15 protein-coding genes are annotated in these 16434 nt (G+C 31.7%); 12 read left to right on the top strand and 3 right to left on the bottom strand.

Annotated features, from left to right (window positions below; all coding sequences use genetic code 11):
• Positions 1-148: 148 nt before the first annotated feature.
• The gene (locus ABD011_RS11455; RefSeq protein WP_343798386.1) at positions 149-1375 is read right to left on the bottom strand and encodes an aminotransferase class I/II-fold pyridoxal phosphate-dependent enzyme; all 1227 of its coding nucleotides are present in this window, start codon (positions 1373-1375) and stop codon (positions 149-151) included.
• 161 nt (positions 1376-1536) lie between these two features.
• Between ABD011_RS11455 and ABD011_RS11450 the strand changes: the two genes are divergently transcribed.
• The 11 genes from ABD011_RS11450 (at position 1537) to ABD011_RS11400 (ending at position 10781) form a co-directional block, all read left to right on the top strand.
• Complete coding sequence (locus tag ABD011_RS11450; RefSeq protein WP_129760285.1) at positions 1537-1995, top strand: Lrp/AsnC family transcriptional regulator; 459 nt, start codon at positions 1537-1539, stop codon at positions 1993-1995.
• Positions 1996-1997: 2 nt separating this feature from the next.
• Positions 1998-2624, top strand: a complete 627-nt coding sequence (locus ABD011_RS11445; protein WP_343798384.1) for a CPBP family intramembrane glutamic endopeptidase — start codon at positions 1998-2000, stop codon at positions 2622-2624.
• Positions 2625-2767: 143 nt separating this feature from the next.
• A complete protein-coding gene (gene lpdA, locus ABD011_RS11440) occupies positions 2768-4168 on the top strand; it encodes a dihydrolipoyl dehydrogenase (RefSeq protein WP_131507035.1) in 1401 nt (466 codons plus the stop codon).
• Positions 4169-4365: 197 nt separating this feature from the next.
• Positions 4366-5034 (top strand): hypothetical protein, encoded by a 669-nt coding sequence (locus ABD011_RS11435; RefSeq protein ID WP_343798381.1) that lies wholly within the window; start codon positions 4366-4368, stop codon positions 5032-5034.
• A gap of 32 nt (positions 5035-5066) precedes the next feature.
• Positions 5067-6227: a toxin-antitoxin system YwqK family antitoxin gene (locus ABD011_RS11430; protein WP_343798379.1), complete on the top strand. Its 1161-nt coding sequence runs from the start codon at positions 5067-5069 to the stop codon at positions 6225-6227.
• A gap of 13 nt (positions 6228-6240) precedes the next feature.
• Positions 6241-7254: a WG repeat-containing protein gene (locus tag ABD011_RS11425; RefSeq protein ID WP_343798377.1), complete on the top strand. Its 1014-nt coding sequence runs from the start codon at positions 6241-6243 to the stop codon at positions 7252-7254.
• 28 nt (positions 7255-7282) lie between these two features.
• Complete coding sequence (locus ABD011_RS11420; protein WP_343798375.1) at positions 7283-8302, top strand: hypothetical protein; 1020 nt, start codon at positions 7283-7285, stop codon at positions 8300-8302.
• Positions 8303-8352: 50 nt separating this feature from the next.
• A complete protein-coding gene (locus ABD011_RS11415) occupies positions 8353-8916 on the top strand; it encodes a hypothetical protein (protein WP_343798373.1) in 564 nt (187 codons plus the stop codon).
• A gap of 269 nt (positions 8917-9185) precedes the next feature.
• Positions 9186-9758 (top strand): RNA polymerase sigma factor, encoded by a 573-nt coding sequence (locus ABD011_RS11410; protein WP_129760279.1) that lies wholly within the window; start codon positions 9186-9188, stop codon positions 9756-9758.
• Positions 9758-9931: a hypothetical protein gene (locus tag ABD011_RS11405; RefSeq protein WP_165353687.1), complete on the top strand. Its 174-nt coding sequence runs from the start codon at positions 9758-9760 to the stop codon at positions 9929-9931. The genes ABD011_RS11410 and ABD011_RS11405 overlap by 1 nt, the downstream gene beginning before the upstream one ends.
• 22 nt (positions 9932-9953) lie before the next feature.
• Positions 9954-10781, top strand: coding sequence for a mechanosensitive ion channel family protein (locus ABD011_RS11400; protein WP_262733409.1), 828 nt, complete (start codon positions 9954-9956; stop codon positions 10779-10781).
• A 102-nt stretch (positions 10782-10883) separates the two neighbouring features.
• Here the strand turns inward: ABD011_RS11400 and ABD011_RS11395 are convergent, their stop codons facing one another.
• Positions 10884-12251, bottom strand: coding sequence for a DEAD/DEAH box helicase (locus tag ABD011_RS11395; RefSeq protein WP_343798369.1), 1368 nt, complete (start codon positions 12249-12251; stop codon positions 10884-10886).
• Between the two features lie 29 nt (positions 12252-12280).
• Positions 12281-14968 (bottom strand): hypothetical protein, encoded by a 2688-nt coding sequence (locus tag ABD011_RS11390; RefSeq protein WP_343798367.1) that lies wholly within the window; start codon positions 14966-14968, stop codon positions 12281-12283.
• A gap of 101 nt (positions 14969-15069) precedes the next feature.
• Between ABD011_RS11390 and pabB the strand changes: the two genes are divergently transcribed.
• Positions 15070-16368, top strand: a complete 1299-nt coding sequence (gene pabB, locus ABD011_RS11385) for an aminodeoxychorismate synthase component I (protein ID WP_343798365.1) — start codon at positions 15070-15072, stop codon at positions 16366-16368.
• Positions 16369-16434: the final 66 nt, after the last annotated feature.

The raw sequence follows: 16434 nt of genomic DNA, 5'->3' as shown, positions 1-16434 counted from the left end.
TTGATGTAATGTTACGATAATGTTGTCTATAAAGCAAATGCAGATGTTTAACTGTTTTTAAATACTTGAATTATAATGATTTTGTAAAATAAAAAAGACGCTTTCGGTTTATGAAAGCGTCTTTAGTGTATTAATTATGTCAAAAAAATTAAACTAAGCTAGCTTCACTTTTTTTATCTAAGATGTTTAAAGATTCCATACATTCACGCATCATGTTGTATGTGCGTTCAATATCAGCATCTAGTCCTATAGAAAAACGAATAAGACCATCGCTTAATCCCATTTCTTTTTGCTCATCTTCTGGTATTTCAGAAGATGTTGAAGAACCTGGAGCAGAGAATAATGTTTTATAAAACCCTAAACTTACAGCAAGATACCCAAGGTTTTTTTCTTGCATTAGTTCCATAAGTGCATTGGCCTTATCAAGTGAACCAACATCTATGGTAAGCATACCTCCAAAACCATATTTTTCGTTCATCATGCTTTTAAATAACTCATGTGAAGGATGCGATTCTAATCCTGGATATACCGTTTTTAAACCATCTGCTTGAAATTTTTGAGCTAAATATGTAGCGTTATGGCTATGTTGTTGCATTCTTATGTGTAGTGTTCTTAAGTTTTTTAAAACAGAAGCAGAGCGTAAACTATCCATTGTGCTTCCTAATAGCATACAAGCACCATCATTAACGTTTCTTAAGGCGTCAATAAATTCTTGAGTTCCACACACAACACCACCAACAGTATCGCTAGAGCCATTAATAAATTTCGTTAAACTGTGTATAACAATATCAGCACCTAATTTAACAGGTGATATTGATAATGGCGAAAACGTATTGTCTACTACAAGTTTTAAATTATGTTTTTTTGCTATAGCAGCAAGTCCTTTTATGTCGGCAACTTCTAATAAAGGGTTACTAACCGATTCGCAGTATAAAACTTTAGTATTTTCGGTAATTGCAGCTTCAACAACATCTAGTTTAGTAATATCAACAAATGAGGTACTAATATTAAGTTTTGGTGTGAAGTTTTTAAGAAACGCATAAGTACCACCATAAATAGTTCTACTAGATACCACATGATCTCCAGCACCACAAAGCTGTAAAATTACAGGTGTAATGGCTCCCATACCTGATGCAGTTACATTAGCAGTTTCAGTACCTTCCATAGCAGCAAGAGCTTCTCCTAAATAAAGGTTAGAAGGCGATGAGTGACGCGAATACAGGTAGCAACCATCTGCATTACCTTCAAACGTATCAAACATAGTTTTTGCTGATAAAAAGGTGTAAGTAGATGAATCTGAAATAGAAGGGTTAACACCTCCAAACTCACCAAAATATTGTAAGTCTTGTATATTATTTGCGGGTTTAAATGACATAGTAAAGTGTATTTAGTTAATACATCAAAAATCCGAATAAATAGATGTATTATCAATATATATTTAAAATTTTAGATTATTAATCTGTTATTTGTTACTTTTATAAAAATATTTTACGAATTCAATCTACTAACATGTTAGTTTGAAGAAAATTTTTCAATATGATTTTTGACGATATAGATAAAAAGCTTCTGCATTTGCTTCAGCAGGATAGTAAACAAACCAATAAAGAGTTGTCGTTAAAACTGAATTTATCGGTAACTGCTGTTTATGAGCGTATCAAAAAGTTAGAGCGTGAAGGTGTTATCAATAAATATGTAGCGCTAATTAAGAAAGAAAAGATTGATAAGTCGTTTATTGCTTTCTGCCATATAAAACTTATTCAGCATACTCAAGAATATGTGGTTAAATTTGAAAAAGATGTTGCTAATTTAGAGGAAGTCGTAGAGTGTTTTCATATTAGTGGTGATTATGATTACCTTTTAAAAGTTATAGTAAGCGATATGGAAGCCTTTAGAGAGTTTATGGTTAATAAATTAACCTCTATAAACCATATTGGTAGTACACATAGTATGTTTGTAATTAACGAAGTTAAACACACAACAGCAATACGCGTTTAATTATGAAATCTAACACTTATAAACTCATAGAGTTTTTCATTATTTTCATTCTAATACCAATAAGTTTTGCGTTAGAGTATTCACCATTTATTAAGTTAGGTATTGGGTTAGGAGGATTCTTGTATGTTATATATCTATTACTTAAAGTTGAACAGAAACAATTTAAAGTAGCCAAAGGTTTAAACTGGAAACAGTTTTGGAGAGAAACTGTCATAAAACTAGCCATTATAGCTGTATTAACCACGCTTTTCGTTTGGTTTACTGATAATGTTCGTTTATTTGAAGTGTTGTTAAACAAGCCCTTGCTGTGGTTGGTCATTTTGTTTGTTTATAGTGTGTTTTCGGTATATCCTCAAGAACTTATTTATAGAACGCTTTTTTTTGAAAGATACGCTGTATTGTTTCAAAGCACCTCTTTTGCAATAGTTTTAAATGCAGTAGTGTTTTCATTAGCACACATCATGTTTAAAAGTACTTTGGTGCTTGTTTTAACCTTTCTTGGCGGACTCTTGTTTGCGCTAACCTATACCAAAACAAAATCAACACTTTTGGTTTCCATTGAGCATGCTATTTATGGGTCTTGGTTGTTTACAGTAGGCATGGGAACTATGCTAGGTTTTCCTTCTTAAAGCGAAATGAGTTTTAGAGATTTACAAATCGTAATACTCAAGTAAATTATAGCTTTAAAATTAGTGAACTCACATTCGTAAATAAAAATACAATGTTGTATTTTTGTAATAGTTTTAAATAAAATCTGACAAAAAACAATCTTATGAATTCATACGATGTAGCCGTTATAGGCTCTGGTCCTGGTGGATATGTTGCAGCTATCCGTTGCGCTCAACTAGGAATGAAAACTGCAATCATTGAAAAATATTCAACTTTAGGAGGAACTTGCCTTAACGTTGGTTGTATACCAAGTAAAGCACTTTTAGACTCGTCTCACCATTACGAAGATGCTATTAAGCATTTTGAAGAGCATGGAATTGATATTTCTGGTGAGGTTAAGGTAAACTTAGAAAAAATGATTGCTCGTAAGCAATCTGTAGTAGACCAAACTACAGGTGGAATTGATTTCTTAATGAAGAAGAATAAGATTGATGTATATGAAGGTTTAGGAAGCTTTAAAGATGCTACTCATATCCTTATCAAAGGAGAAAAAGAAGAAGAAATTGAAGCTAAAAACACCATTATAGCAACAGGTTCTAAACCATCTAGCTTACCATTTATAAATATTGATAAAGAACGTGTAATCACTTCTACTGAAGCGTTAAAACTTAAAGAAGTTCCTAAACATTTAATTGTAATTGGTGGTGGAGTTATTGGTCTTGAACTAGGTCAAGTATACAAGCGTTTAGGAGCTGAGGTTTCTGTTGTGGAGTATGCAGATAGAATTTTACCAACAATGGATGCTGGTGTTTCTAAGGAGTTGAATAAAGTATTGAAAAAACAAAAATTCAACATCAATGCCTCTCATAAAGTAAAATCGGTAGAGCGTGTTGGAGATGAAGTTATCGTTAAAGCTGATAATAAAAAAGGCGAAGAAGTAGAATTTAAAGGCGATTACTGTTTAGTATCAGTAGGTCGTCGTCCTTATACTGATGGTTTAAATGCTGAAGCTGCTGGAGTAAAAATAAACGACAGAGGTCAAGTTGAAGTAAATGATCATTTACAAACAAGCGCTTCAAACATTTATGCAATAGGAGATGTTATTAAAGGTGCAATGTTAGCGCATAAAGCTGAAGAAGAAGGTGTGTTTGTTGCTGAAACCTTAGCAGGACAAAAACCACATATAGATTATAACTTAATTCCTGGTGTAGTTTACACTTGGCCAGAAGTTGCAGCTGTTGGTAAAACCGAAGAGCAACTTAAAGAAGCTGGAGTAGAGTATAAGGTAGGACAATTTCCTATGCGTGCTTTAGGACGTAGTAGAGCAAGTATGGATCTTGATGGATTTGTAAAAGTTTTAGCAGATAAAACTACCGATGAAATTTTAGGAGTACACATGGTTGGTGCTCGTGCTGCTGATATGATTGCAGAAGCAGTTGTAGCTATGGAGTATAGAGCAAGTGCTGAAGATGTATCTCGTATGTCTCATGCACATCCAACATTTACTGAAGCTATTAAAGAAGCAGCTTTAGCTGCAACTGGAGATAGAGCTTTACATGTGTAGATTTATAATATTGTTATTCTGAATTAAATTCAGAATTTAAAAAAAGCAAGCCATAAGGTTCGCTTTTTTTTGTTTTAGATAGAATGAAAGACAAAGGAAAGCGTAAGAAAATACTCAAAATGAGTATATAAACATATTCATATAATCTTTAGATTTGTTAAAATGTAAGTTATTTCTTAACCCTAAAATCTGAAATCATGAAAAACAGTCTATTAATGATTACATTATTTATTTCTATTAATACTATTACAGCGCAAACACTAGAAGAAATAAACCAAGCCTCTATAAAAATGTGTGAGTTTTTTGATGCCGATAAATCAAATAAAACAAGGAAAGAGATCCTTGAAGAATTTTGGAAAACCGAAACCAGACCATATCTCCTACAGTCAACTAATTTTCAACATTATGAGTTGTATCAAATTTTAGAGACTAGACTGTTTTTTAATTGTAAAGCGTATCATGACCTAACTATCTCTGACCCTGAACCCATTATAGGTCCAGATACTTCATATGAGCGCATAAAATCAGAGGTGTCTAAATCAAGTGTGGAAAAGTTTTTAAAGCAAAAGCAATTTTATTACGAGATGGCTTTTGTAGGTAAAACCTATTTTGAAATAGCTGATGGCATATGGAAAATACATAAAGATAAAACAGATGATTATACATTATATAAGTACAAACAACTTAATGACACACAATTTGAGCTAGAATTTATAGAAAGTAATGACAGTGAAAATAAATACCTTAAAGGCGACAAGCTAATTATTGAAATAATCTTCTTTGATCGCAAAGACAAGCTATTTAAACTTTCTAAAAGCATAAAGGGAACGTCTATTTATGATTTTGAATATTATTACTACGACTAGACGTCTTCTTTTTTAAAATCAAAATAACTATTATGAAAAAAAACCTACTACTAATTACAACATTACTCTTCACAAGTATAGTTTCTGCACAATGGACAGAGTTAGTCAAAATGGCAGAAGAGAGAAACAAACCAGAAGAATACTATGAGTATTATGAAAATGGTAATGTAAAACTAAAAGCATTTAAAGATAAAGATGGAAATTTTAATGGCATGGCTATAGTTTATTATGAAAATGGAAACATCCAAGTCAAAGGTAACTTTGTAAAAGATAATTTTGATGGAGATGTATATTTTTATAATGAAGAGGGAGTATTAACTGAATTAAAAAAATTTACTTTAGGTACCGTAAATACTAAGTATGTATACTTTGAAAATGGAAAGATAAAAAGTATAAATAATTTTGAAAACGATTTATTAAATGGCGAGTTTAAAGAATTTTATGAAAGCGGGAAATTAAAATATCATTTATATTATAAAGACAATAAACATCACGGTGAAGGTAAAACCTATTATGAAAACGGTAATTTAGAATCTAAGGGAAACCTAATTGAAGGCAAACAAGATGGATTGTGGAAGTATTATTATGATAATGCATCATTGGCATCAGAAGTAGTCTTTAAAAATGGAGAAATAGTTTCTCAAAAAGAATACGATCGAAAAGAAGAGTCTAATACTAATGATTATGACGATATGTTTTATTGGTCAGACTCCTATTCTTCATCTAATGAGGATATTGATAAAGCCTTTAAAGAGTTAACATCAGTTAGAAATTTACAGTTAGTAAGTATAGATGAAATAAAAAATAATTCTGGTTATTTTGGAAGCAATAACTCTACCACACATAGTTTTAAAATTAAAACAGATGAAAGCACCAGAAAATTATTTGCTTCAATAAGGTATGAAGCAGATAAAGTATATTATGAAGGACGTTATTATTATGATGTATTATATGATGTGCAAATAATATTTGATGATGTTTATGAAGTGTATCAAAATGGTGATAAAATTGAATTTGTTTTTTATGAAGATTATGGGTTTTTAAGAAGAGCAAAACCACAAGGCGAATATTGGTCTGATTATGTTAAAAATGAATTTAACTTTTCAATTACTATTTATGACGATGACATTAGAGAAGAAACATTAAAGAATTTTAAGTACTTAGTCGAAAACCCAATTATGAAACGTGAATAATAAACATAAACAGATGAAACAACCTATTGGTGTGAAAAAAACAGCTTTTATTATCTCACTTTTTTTATTTTCTAGCTTTGTTATAGCCCAAGATATATCAGACAAACAAATCCTAAAACATATTAAAGGAAAAGAAATTGAGTGGATTACTGACGAAAATAATTTGGCAAAAGTAAAGATGAAATCCACCAAAAAATGGGGAGTTTACAATATAGATGCCTATTATGATTTAGATGAAGCAATCATCGATTTTGATGAGGTAGTAGCTCCAAAATTCGATTCTATTGGCTGGTTTAAAAATATGGAGCCTTTTACTATTGTAAAAATCAAAAAAAAATACGGTATTCTTTTAAATCCTTATGAAATACATGATGCAGCTGAGAGAGCCAACTGCATTTATGATGCTATAAAAATGAAGGAAGTAGATGGTAGGTATTATGCGCTTGTAAAGCAAAATGAAAAATGGGGATTAGTAGATTGGTTTGAAGATATAGTTTTAGTAGATCCCACTTTCGATAACCCTGAAGATGTACCTTTGGTTTGGATAGAAGGTTGGGCAAAAGATATGTTTGTAACTTCCAAGAAAAAACTAAAAGCGGATATACTCATTTTTGATGAAAGTAATGGCGATGGTGTTTTTAAAGCAAGGAATAAAGCCACTAAAAAATGGGGGATGTATCAATCATTGGGCGAAAATGATTTAACAACACTTATACCTGCAAAATACGATAGTATTCGTTTTTTTGGATACAACTCAAAATATACAGCAGTTTACAACAAAGGTAAAGTGGGTATGCATTTGTCGTATTGGAGTTATAATGAAAACACAAAACTGTCAGTACCTTGTATTTACGAAGAGTATAAAAATTTTGATGCAGATGGTGTACTAAAATTAGCTGTGAAAAAAGATGGAAAATGGGGTTGGGTAAACTGGTTAACAGGCAAAGAACAATCAGAATTTAAATACGAAACGCTCGACGATTTACCATATCCTTATTATAAACAAGACATTTGGATTGAAGACTAAATAAATCTTACATTAGTAATTTTTGAAAATGAACCTTCAACCCTTAAAAATACCAGCAGGCTGGACAGTTGATTGGAATTTGTTAACCGATACAGATCCAACTGAAGACACCATACATGAGTTTACAGGCAGTTCTCTATTGCTTATCAGTTCGCATACACTATTAAAAGCCATTGATGTATCATGGCGACCAGAAGGCGATATTAATGGTGCATACCAACTACAGGTTATATGTTTGTTGCCAAAGTTCAATACTAAAACTAATGCATTAGATTATGAAGGAGTTTGGGAAGCGCCAGAATTAGAGTTTTCTACCAAGAACCGATTAGAACTGGTCGATAAACTAAATCATTTACTGTTTTATTTAAAGCCTTATACAGATACACGTATTTTACTACAACCTGGTGTTGTAGACAAACCTAATGAAGCTATAAGACAAGAGTTGTTAACTAACGATTTAACGGAAGAGCTTGTAGAAAAAATAATAGCATCTAACCATAAAAAACTTCAGGAGTTACTTCTAGACCACAAAGCTGTTTCCTATGCTGATGTAGAAAAATTATCAAAAGAAGGTGCTACTAAAGGTGTAAAAAACAAGGCGAAGCAACTGCTAAACAGTAAGCAGTTTAGAAATCTGAAATCTGAAGTATCATCAAACGTTGATAAGACTAAACTCATTTCATCAATTACGAATAAGATGGAAGCTGTTCTTGCAGAATTACAGCAGCTAAAACCAGAAAAAGAATTCACGCTTAAAACTCATGAGCCCAATGGCTATTGGAGCTTCCATTGGAAAAGCAACAAGCTTTGGAAAACTGAACATTATTTAAAAGAATGGTTTACTGTTAGTTTATATGGTAATAGTGATGCGTTCTCATTAAGTGGCTCACATAGTATTAAAGATGTTTTTGAACAACTTGAAGAGGGACATTTTCTATATAAAGGAAAAACAATAAAAACGCTTTTTAAAATGCTTGATACCATTGAAAAGGAAACAAAAGATGCAGTTTTAAAAGCTATAGATCAACAATTTGACCCTAGTTTCTAAAAAAACAGTAAATATTGCGTAATTAATTATAACTAAGACAATCATTGATTATGATAAAATGCAACCTAATAACTTATGTGCTTTCTATACTTTCAATAGTATTGTTTTTAGGCTGTGATGATGCTAAGAATAAAACAGAAAACGAATTTTTAATAACAAAAGAAATTATTAAAAAGTTTACTGATAATCCGTCAAATGACTTTTATACTAATTGTATATTCCAAAAAGGACTTCCTATTGTATTTAATAAAAAAGAAAATCTAGAATTAGTAAAGGCAACATTAAACCTCAATGATGATTTTGAGACTAAAGTAAAAAATGCAGAAGGTTTTATTATTCCAGACACTTTACTACCTAAACTAAATATCATCACTCAAAAGCAAATAGATAGTTTAGAAGCTATAAAACATACTAAAGACAGAAGAACAATTTATGAAGAGTTAGGTTGTTTAGATGGTTTGTTAAGTGTTACCAAACCAATTTACAACTATGAAAAAACTAAAGCTTATATAAGTCTGTATTTTCATTGCTCAGGAATTTGTGAAAAAAAAGGTATGTTTATTTTGAGCTTAGAAAACAATTCGTGGTCAATAGAGAGAACCTTAGTTGACTAAAATTATTTTAATACTTTTTTCTACGTTTTTTTTGTTGTCCCTGGTTTTAGTTTTTACAATTCTTCATCTTTAATAGGTTTGCTAAAAGATATTTCTTACCGCTTGATTGTGTGTGTATAGCATACTTTAAATTGTACATTCTTCAACTTAAATAAATCTGTTTTTCAAGAAGATTTAGTAAATTAAAAAAAAGTTACACAAAAAAATGTGACTTTAATTAGATGTAGGTGTCTAAATATAAAACCATATTTAAAATTATTCCCTAGCTATTGGAAACCATTAATAACATTAATGCAGTATCTGATGAGGATTTGGTAAGAAAAATTGTCAAAACCAACGATACATTGCTTTTTGAAGTGCTATATGACAGGTATGCCACTATGGTGTATAATAAGTGCTACGGTTTCGCAAAGGATGAAGATGAGGCAAAAGATTTGACTCAAGATGTGTTTTTAAAGCTCTTTGTTAAATTGGCTAGTTTTAAAGAAAAATCAAAATTTTCTACTTGGCTTTATGCATTTACATACAACCACTGTGTAAACTATGTTACTAGGAACACAGCAAAAAAAATAGAAAAGAACGCAGTAGATTATCAAGATATTGAGAACATTTCTTTTGAAGAAGATGATAAAGACTTCCTTCAAATGAAAGTTCATAATTTAAAAGAAGCCCTGAACCTAATTTCTCCTGAGGAGAAAATGATTTTATTACTAAAATACCAAGATTACCTTTCTATAAAGGAAATTGAAAGTGTTTTAGGTATTGGAGAAAGCGCAGTGAAAATGAGAATTAAGCGCGCCAAGGACAAACTTATTAATGAGTATAAAAACAACTTTGAGTAATGGAAAATCCGTTTAAGCAAATAGACAAGCCTTTAAAAGAGGTGCCTGATGAATTGAAGGCAAAAGTCATGAATGATATTGCCATTGCTAAATTACTTATGGAACTAGCTAGTCTGTTTTCAGTAGACGTGGCAAAAATTATTGAAGCAACTATTAAAGAAAGGAACAAATAAAAATCAACTAAAAAAGCAATACATGGAAAAAATAACTGAATGGAACGAAGACGTGATGAACTCTTTGTCTGTTATGACTACCGAAATAGGTAAGGTAATACCCAATATAATTGGTGCTATTGTAGTATTAATTATTGGATGGATACTTACAAAAGTAGTTGTTGGTATTATCAAAAAAGCATTAAAGTTTGCTAAAGCAGATAAGCTTGATGATAAGATTAATGAAATAGAAATTTTTGAAGGTAAAAAGTTAAACTTCAACATTATAAAAATTACCTCAAAGTTTGTAAAATGGGTAATGTATATCATGTTAATTATTGTAGTTTCTGATATACTAAACTTAACAATGGTTTCTGAAGAGATAAGCAACTTACTTCGTTATTTACCTCAATTATTTACAGCTTTAGTCATTTTTACAGTTGGATTGTTATTAGCAAATTTTGTCAAAAAGTCGATTAGGTCATTTTTTGAATCTATGGAGCTTTCAGGTGCAAAAATTATAAGTCAAATAGTGTTTTTGTTAATTCTAGTGTTTGTGTCAGTTACAGCTTTAAACCAAGCAGGAGTTGACACTGATATTATCACTAGCAATATCACTATGATAATGGCTGCCTTTTTATTAGCATTTGCTTTGGCATTTGGTTTTGGAGCAAAGGTAGTAGTAGGAGATATTTTAAGAACCTATTACGCAAGAAGAACCTATGAGATAGGACAAATCATAGAGTACAATGGTAAAACGTATGAGGTTTTAGCTATTGAAAACATATCAGTAATATTAAAAACTGATACAGGAAAACTTATTGTGCCAATTAAAGATATATCCGAAAGTCACATTAAGGTACAAGGTTAACTATAGTTAGGGTTATAGTAATTTAAATTTGGTTAATATTTAAAGAACCTTGATACCTTGTGGCTTTCTTAAACCCTTTTCATTAATTTGAAGAGGGTTTTTTTATTTCCTTTTCTTTTTTTTGTTGTAGTTTTTGTCGCCTCTAGTTTTAGGCTTCTTATATTTTTTGGCTATTTCTCTTCGGTACGAACCGCCTTGGTTTGTTTTCTTGTTTTTTTCTTTCTTTTCATGAAAAGCAGCGCCTGGTTCATAATCATCTTTGTTACGTTTTAAAGGGTTGTAATGCTCCTTTATTTGCGGTCGTTCTTCTTCAATTAATTCCGTAGAAACAGTTACTTCCTCAGGAAATTCAATTAATGCTATTTTTAAATTCATGTAGTTTTCAATAGCTTCAATGTAATCCTGCTCGTCTTCGGTAGAAAATACAATACTGGTTCCTGAGTTTTCAGCTCTACCAGTTCTACCTATTCTATGCATATAGTTTTCAGGATATTTTGGTGTGTCAAAATTTATTACATGACTTACATTATCAATATCCAAACCACGAGCCATAACATCTGTAGCTATTAAAATACGATGTTCGCCACTTTCAAAAGCTTCAATACTACGTAGTCTGTAGTTTTGTGTTTTGTTGGAGTGAATCACACAACAATTACCAGGAAAGATGTCTTCTAGCTTTTCAAACAAGCGGTCAGCCATTTTTTTATTAGACACAAAAATCAGCACTTTATTAAAAGTTGCTTTATCAAATAGCACATGTTCTAATAGGTTAACCTTTGTGTAAAAGTTCTTTACCTCGTAGCGTTGTTGTATAATGTTTTCAAGAGGTGTTCCTGTAACAGCAACAGTAACGCGTTGTGGATTGATGAAAAAGTTTGTGATTAATTCATCTACATCTTCGGTCATAGTTGCTGAAAACATAATGTTTTGTCTGCGTTCAGGTAAAATATCGAAAATGTTCATGAGCTGATGTCTAAACCCAAGGTCTAACATAACATCAACTTCATCAATAACCAGTTTTTGAATAGACTTAAGCTGTAATACTCTACTCACGGCAAGGTCGTACAATCTACCTGGAGTAGCAACTATAATGTCGGTTCCTTGAGCAACAGCTTGTTTTTGAGTGTTGATGTTTGTACCACCATAAACACCCAAAATTCTATTGTTGATGTATTTAGAAAGTTTTTCAATTTCCTCAACAACTTGTACAACCAATTCTCGAGTTGGTACCAAAACCAATACACGTGGGTTTTCTTGTCTAGAATATTTTAGGTTTCTAAGTATAGGAAGCATGTAGGCAAAGGTTTTACCAGTACCTGTTTGTGCAATTCCTACCACATCTTTACCAGAAGCTACAACATTAAATGCTTCTGATTGTATAGGAGTTGGTTTTACAAATCCTAAATCGTCAATGGCATTGTAAAGTGGTGTGTTAAGGTTTAAGTCCTGAAAAGTAACATCGTGTTCCATGTTGCAAAAATAGGCTTAATCCATTAAACTTAGTAGCCATATTCTATTAAACTTGGAATAAGGTTTTTGGTTTGTGTTTTCCAGTCCTTTTCAACGCTATCCCATTCAGTATAACATTTGTACCTTTCGTATGGTGTTTTTTGAGAGATTTCTTTTATTGGTCCTACAATGGCTAAATACTCTTCACCTTCAGCTTCTTCGTATTCATATCCAAAAGAAATAGCATAGTATTCGTCACCTTCATTTTTAATTTTCCCAACTACAGTCATAGTGTCTGGATAGCCTTCGTCTTCGCCAACATAATTGTAAAGTGCAAGTTTTGCAAACTCTTCAGGTTTAATATATTTTTTAGGAACTTTATTAAACTGATTAGTTTTGTGGTAGGCTTCCATGATTTCGTATCTAGAAAACAAACTATCCATTTGTGTTTCAATAAAAGCGTTGTCAAGTGGGTAGTTGTTAACAATTCGTGCTGTTGTTGCTTGTAAGCTAAACCATTGGTTGTCTTTTTCTTTTGCTAGAGTAGAGGTGAAAGTATCGGCGAATTCATTCTTGTATGAAGACTTATTTAAAAAGTTTAAATACGAATAGATTAATGAGTTCATTGAATAGTCGTACTCGTCTTTATCTTTTTCTTCTAAATATTTTTGAAGATCAGACTCCATGTACTGAAACAGTTTTTCCATATTGTCACTTACCAAACTACTGTGACCTGTACTGTCTTGAAGGATGTTTAATGATACATCTAACACATCTGAACGGTATTTTTCATGCTTGATTAAGGTTGAAAAATCTTTGTAGTTTTCAATAGCATAATTAAGTGAATCGGTAAATGGTGATACTACTCCCCAAGTGTAATTTTCAGTATTTACAGGTGGATTATTAAGAAATAAATCTTTGTAAACACTCAAGGCATCATCATTTTCTAAATCTGGAATAATTGTTAAAATTGTTGCTTTTAAATCATCGTTTGTACTTTCATTGGTATACAGATTTTTTAAAACGTCTAAAGTTTTACTATCGCTAACCAATGAAAATTGTTCAGCTATTTTGTCTTTTATAAGATTGGTTTTTTCTTGAGAATCGTAGCTGTAGTTTAAAGCTTCGTAGAGTTTAGGAAGATCGGTTGTTTCAAACTCATAATAATCAAAAGCGCCAAGTGCATTATGGTATACAATTGAATCTTTTGAGCGTAAGTCGTTAAAAATAGCATCAGTTTTTGAACTGAATACATCAAACTCAGGTTCTTTTGAAATGACTTTAAAGGAGTTGAATATAGAATCAGTTAGTTTGCTGTCGCGTTCTTCGTCGCTTAAATAACCTGTCATTAAAAACAAGCGTTTGTTTTGAAGCCATAATTGATGTTTAGTAATCACCTTTGTACCTTCATTTTGAATATGAAATTCAACACCATCTTCATTACCAACTTTGATGTTTTTTTGCTTTATAATACTGTCATTCCAAGATTTAAGCGCGTCAATATTGGTTTCAAAAAACTCATCTTTAGATGCTATTTTAAAATAATCTTTCAAATCGCTGTATCCAAACTGATAGGTTCCTCCAGACATTTCATTGAGTGCAAAATAGTCGTTGGAGTTTTTAAGATAGGTACTTTCATAACCAACAGTGTCAATAACTCTTTTAAGGTCGTCAAAAAACAGAACTTCAAAGTTTGTGCCTCTTGGTTGTAAGGTTGTAAGCTCAGGAGTTTTGTAAGGTTCAAACTTAAAACTATTAAAAAAAGTATCGTCAGTAGTCGCTTTTTCTTTCTCGTTTAGTTTTTGTTTTAGTAAAAGGTATGCTCTGTTTCCTCTTAAATAAATTCTGCAGATAGTATGAAATTTACCATCAAGCAATAATTCATATTCTCGTCCTTCATTACCATCTAAAAATATAGTTTTAGGAGGTGATAATAATTCAGCTCTTGCAGTTAATGTTTCTTGCATAGACTCAAATCCACCAGCAGGATCTTCCATAAAATATCCAAGCGGTTGGTCGTTATATCTAAATAGGTAATTATCGTCGTTTTTATAGTCTGGTGCAGAATAAAGGTATAAATAGTAAGGTTCACCATCTTCTTCTAACGGATTTGGGTATTCGCGCGACAAGTCAGTAGGTTCTTCTGGGATAGTGATAGAAAATGCACCTTTTTCACTCACAAAATCCAGCCATTCTTTAACTTCCATAGGTTTAGCGCTTGTAACTTTAAGCGAATTAAAGAAGCGTTTGGTATTGTTGTTGTCAACACTGTCTTTTAAATCTTCAACCGATAAGTAGTACAGTATATTATTTTGTAAAGTAAACTGAGCACTCATTAGTTTTTCTTCATTAATCTTTACAAGTATCTTGTATTGGAGTCCATCACTGTATTTTATTTCCTTTTTGTCTAGCAGCTCTCCATTAAGATTGTTGACGATGTTGTTTGTGAAATTATCAACAATTTCACTCGGTTTACTATCTTGATTTCGATCTCTTAAGTCTAAAGCAAAAAAGGAATACACGCGCTTTGAATTCGTGTCATTGTAGGAATAGATGATAAAACTATCATAATCATCTTGATAGTTTGGTTCATTAGGTAGCTCTAATGAGTAACCCAAATCGGTATTTGTATACGTATACCAATCCCAAAGAGTTAAATTTGAAAAACTAAGGTTAGAAACCAAAACAAAACATACTGTAAGAAGTATGTTGGTTGAAAAAGAGCGCTTTAAGTTCATGTGCAAAAAGTAGATTTTTGTTTAGTATTAAGTAAAGTCTTTTATATTATTCTAAATTGATAGTTTCTTAATAAATTTGGAAACTTATAAGAATTACCCTTTTGAGAACAATATCCAAGCAAAACATTAGTAACGTTGAGCAATATAAACAAAAATTATTGCATTGGAGCCAACAGTTTCGCGAAGTTGTTTGGTTAGATACAAATGCTTTCAACACTCAATATTCTACATTTGATGCAGTTTTAGCAGTAGATGCTATAACGAGTATTCAAACCGATTATGAAAATGCATTTAAAGCATTAAAGGACTATCAAACCCAAACAAAAGATTGGATTTTTGGATATTTAACCTACGATTTAAAAAACGATGTTGAGCACTTGACTTCAAGAAATTTTGACGGTTTGCAGTTTCCTGAATTGTTCTTTTTTCAACCCAAAAAATTATTCCTTTTTAAAGATGATGTGGTTGAAGTTCGGTATTTAAATTTTGTTAGCGATGAGCTTGATGTCGATTTAAAAACTATAGATGCTATAGATGTTTTAAATACCGTTGAAGAGCCTCAAACCGAAAACATTAAAATAAAGCTTCGCATCCACAAAGATGACTATTTTAACAAGGTGAATACCATGTTAAAACACATTCATAGAGGAGATGTTTATGAAGCTAATTTTTGTCAGGAGTTTTATGCTGAAGACACTTTAATTCAACCCTTAAACATTTATAACAAGCTTAATGCTATTTCCAAACCGCCTTTTGCAACGTTTTTAAAATTAGACGATAAGTATTTACTTTCGGCATCACCAGAACGTTACCTAAAAAAAGAAGGAACTACAATTGTGTCGCAACCTATTAAAGGGACAGCTAAACGTTCAAAAGATAAAGACGAAGATGACAGACTTAAAACAGAGCTTGCTAAAGACGAAAAAGAACGAAGTGAAAACATTATGATAGTGGATTTGGTAAGAAACGATTTGTCTCAAACTGCCACTAAAGGCAGTGTAGAGGTGAAGGAACTTTGTAAAGTCTACAGTTTTGAACAAGTACACCAAATGATTTCAACCGTAACATCTCAAATTGAATCCACGACACATCCAGTTGATGTAATAGCAACAACATTTCCAATGGGAAGTATGACAGGAGCTCCAAAAATTTCGGCAATGAAAATTATTGAAACTTTAGAAGAAACCAAGCGTGGTTTGTATTCTGGAGCTGTTGGGTATTTTACACCTCAAGGCGATTTCGATTTTAATGTAGTGATACGTAGTATTTTGTACAATCAAAGCAATCAATATGTGTCCTATTCGGTTGGAGGTGCAATTACCGCAAAAAGCGACCCTTTAAAAGAGTATGAAGAATGCTTGATTAAAGCTAAAGCTATGCGAGAGGTGTTGGAGAGTTGAAAATTTCCGCTTAAAGTTTAATGTTAAAGGTTTCAAGTTGTTATATTTGAAATAGGTATTAAAAAC

This window comes from Gaetbulibacter jejuensis, from assembly GCF_039524015.1.
Lineage (GTDB): Bacteria > Bacteroidota > Bacteroidia > Flavobacteriales > Flavobacteriaceae > Gaetbulibacter_B > Gaetbulibacter_B jejuensis.
The sequence above is the reverse complement of the archived record's forward strand: the minus strand, read 5'-3'. Positions and strand labels throughout refer to the sequence as shown.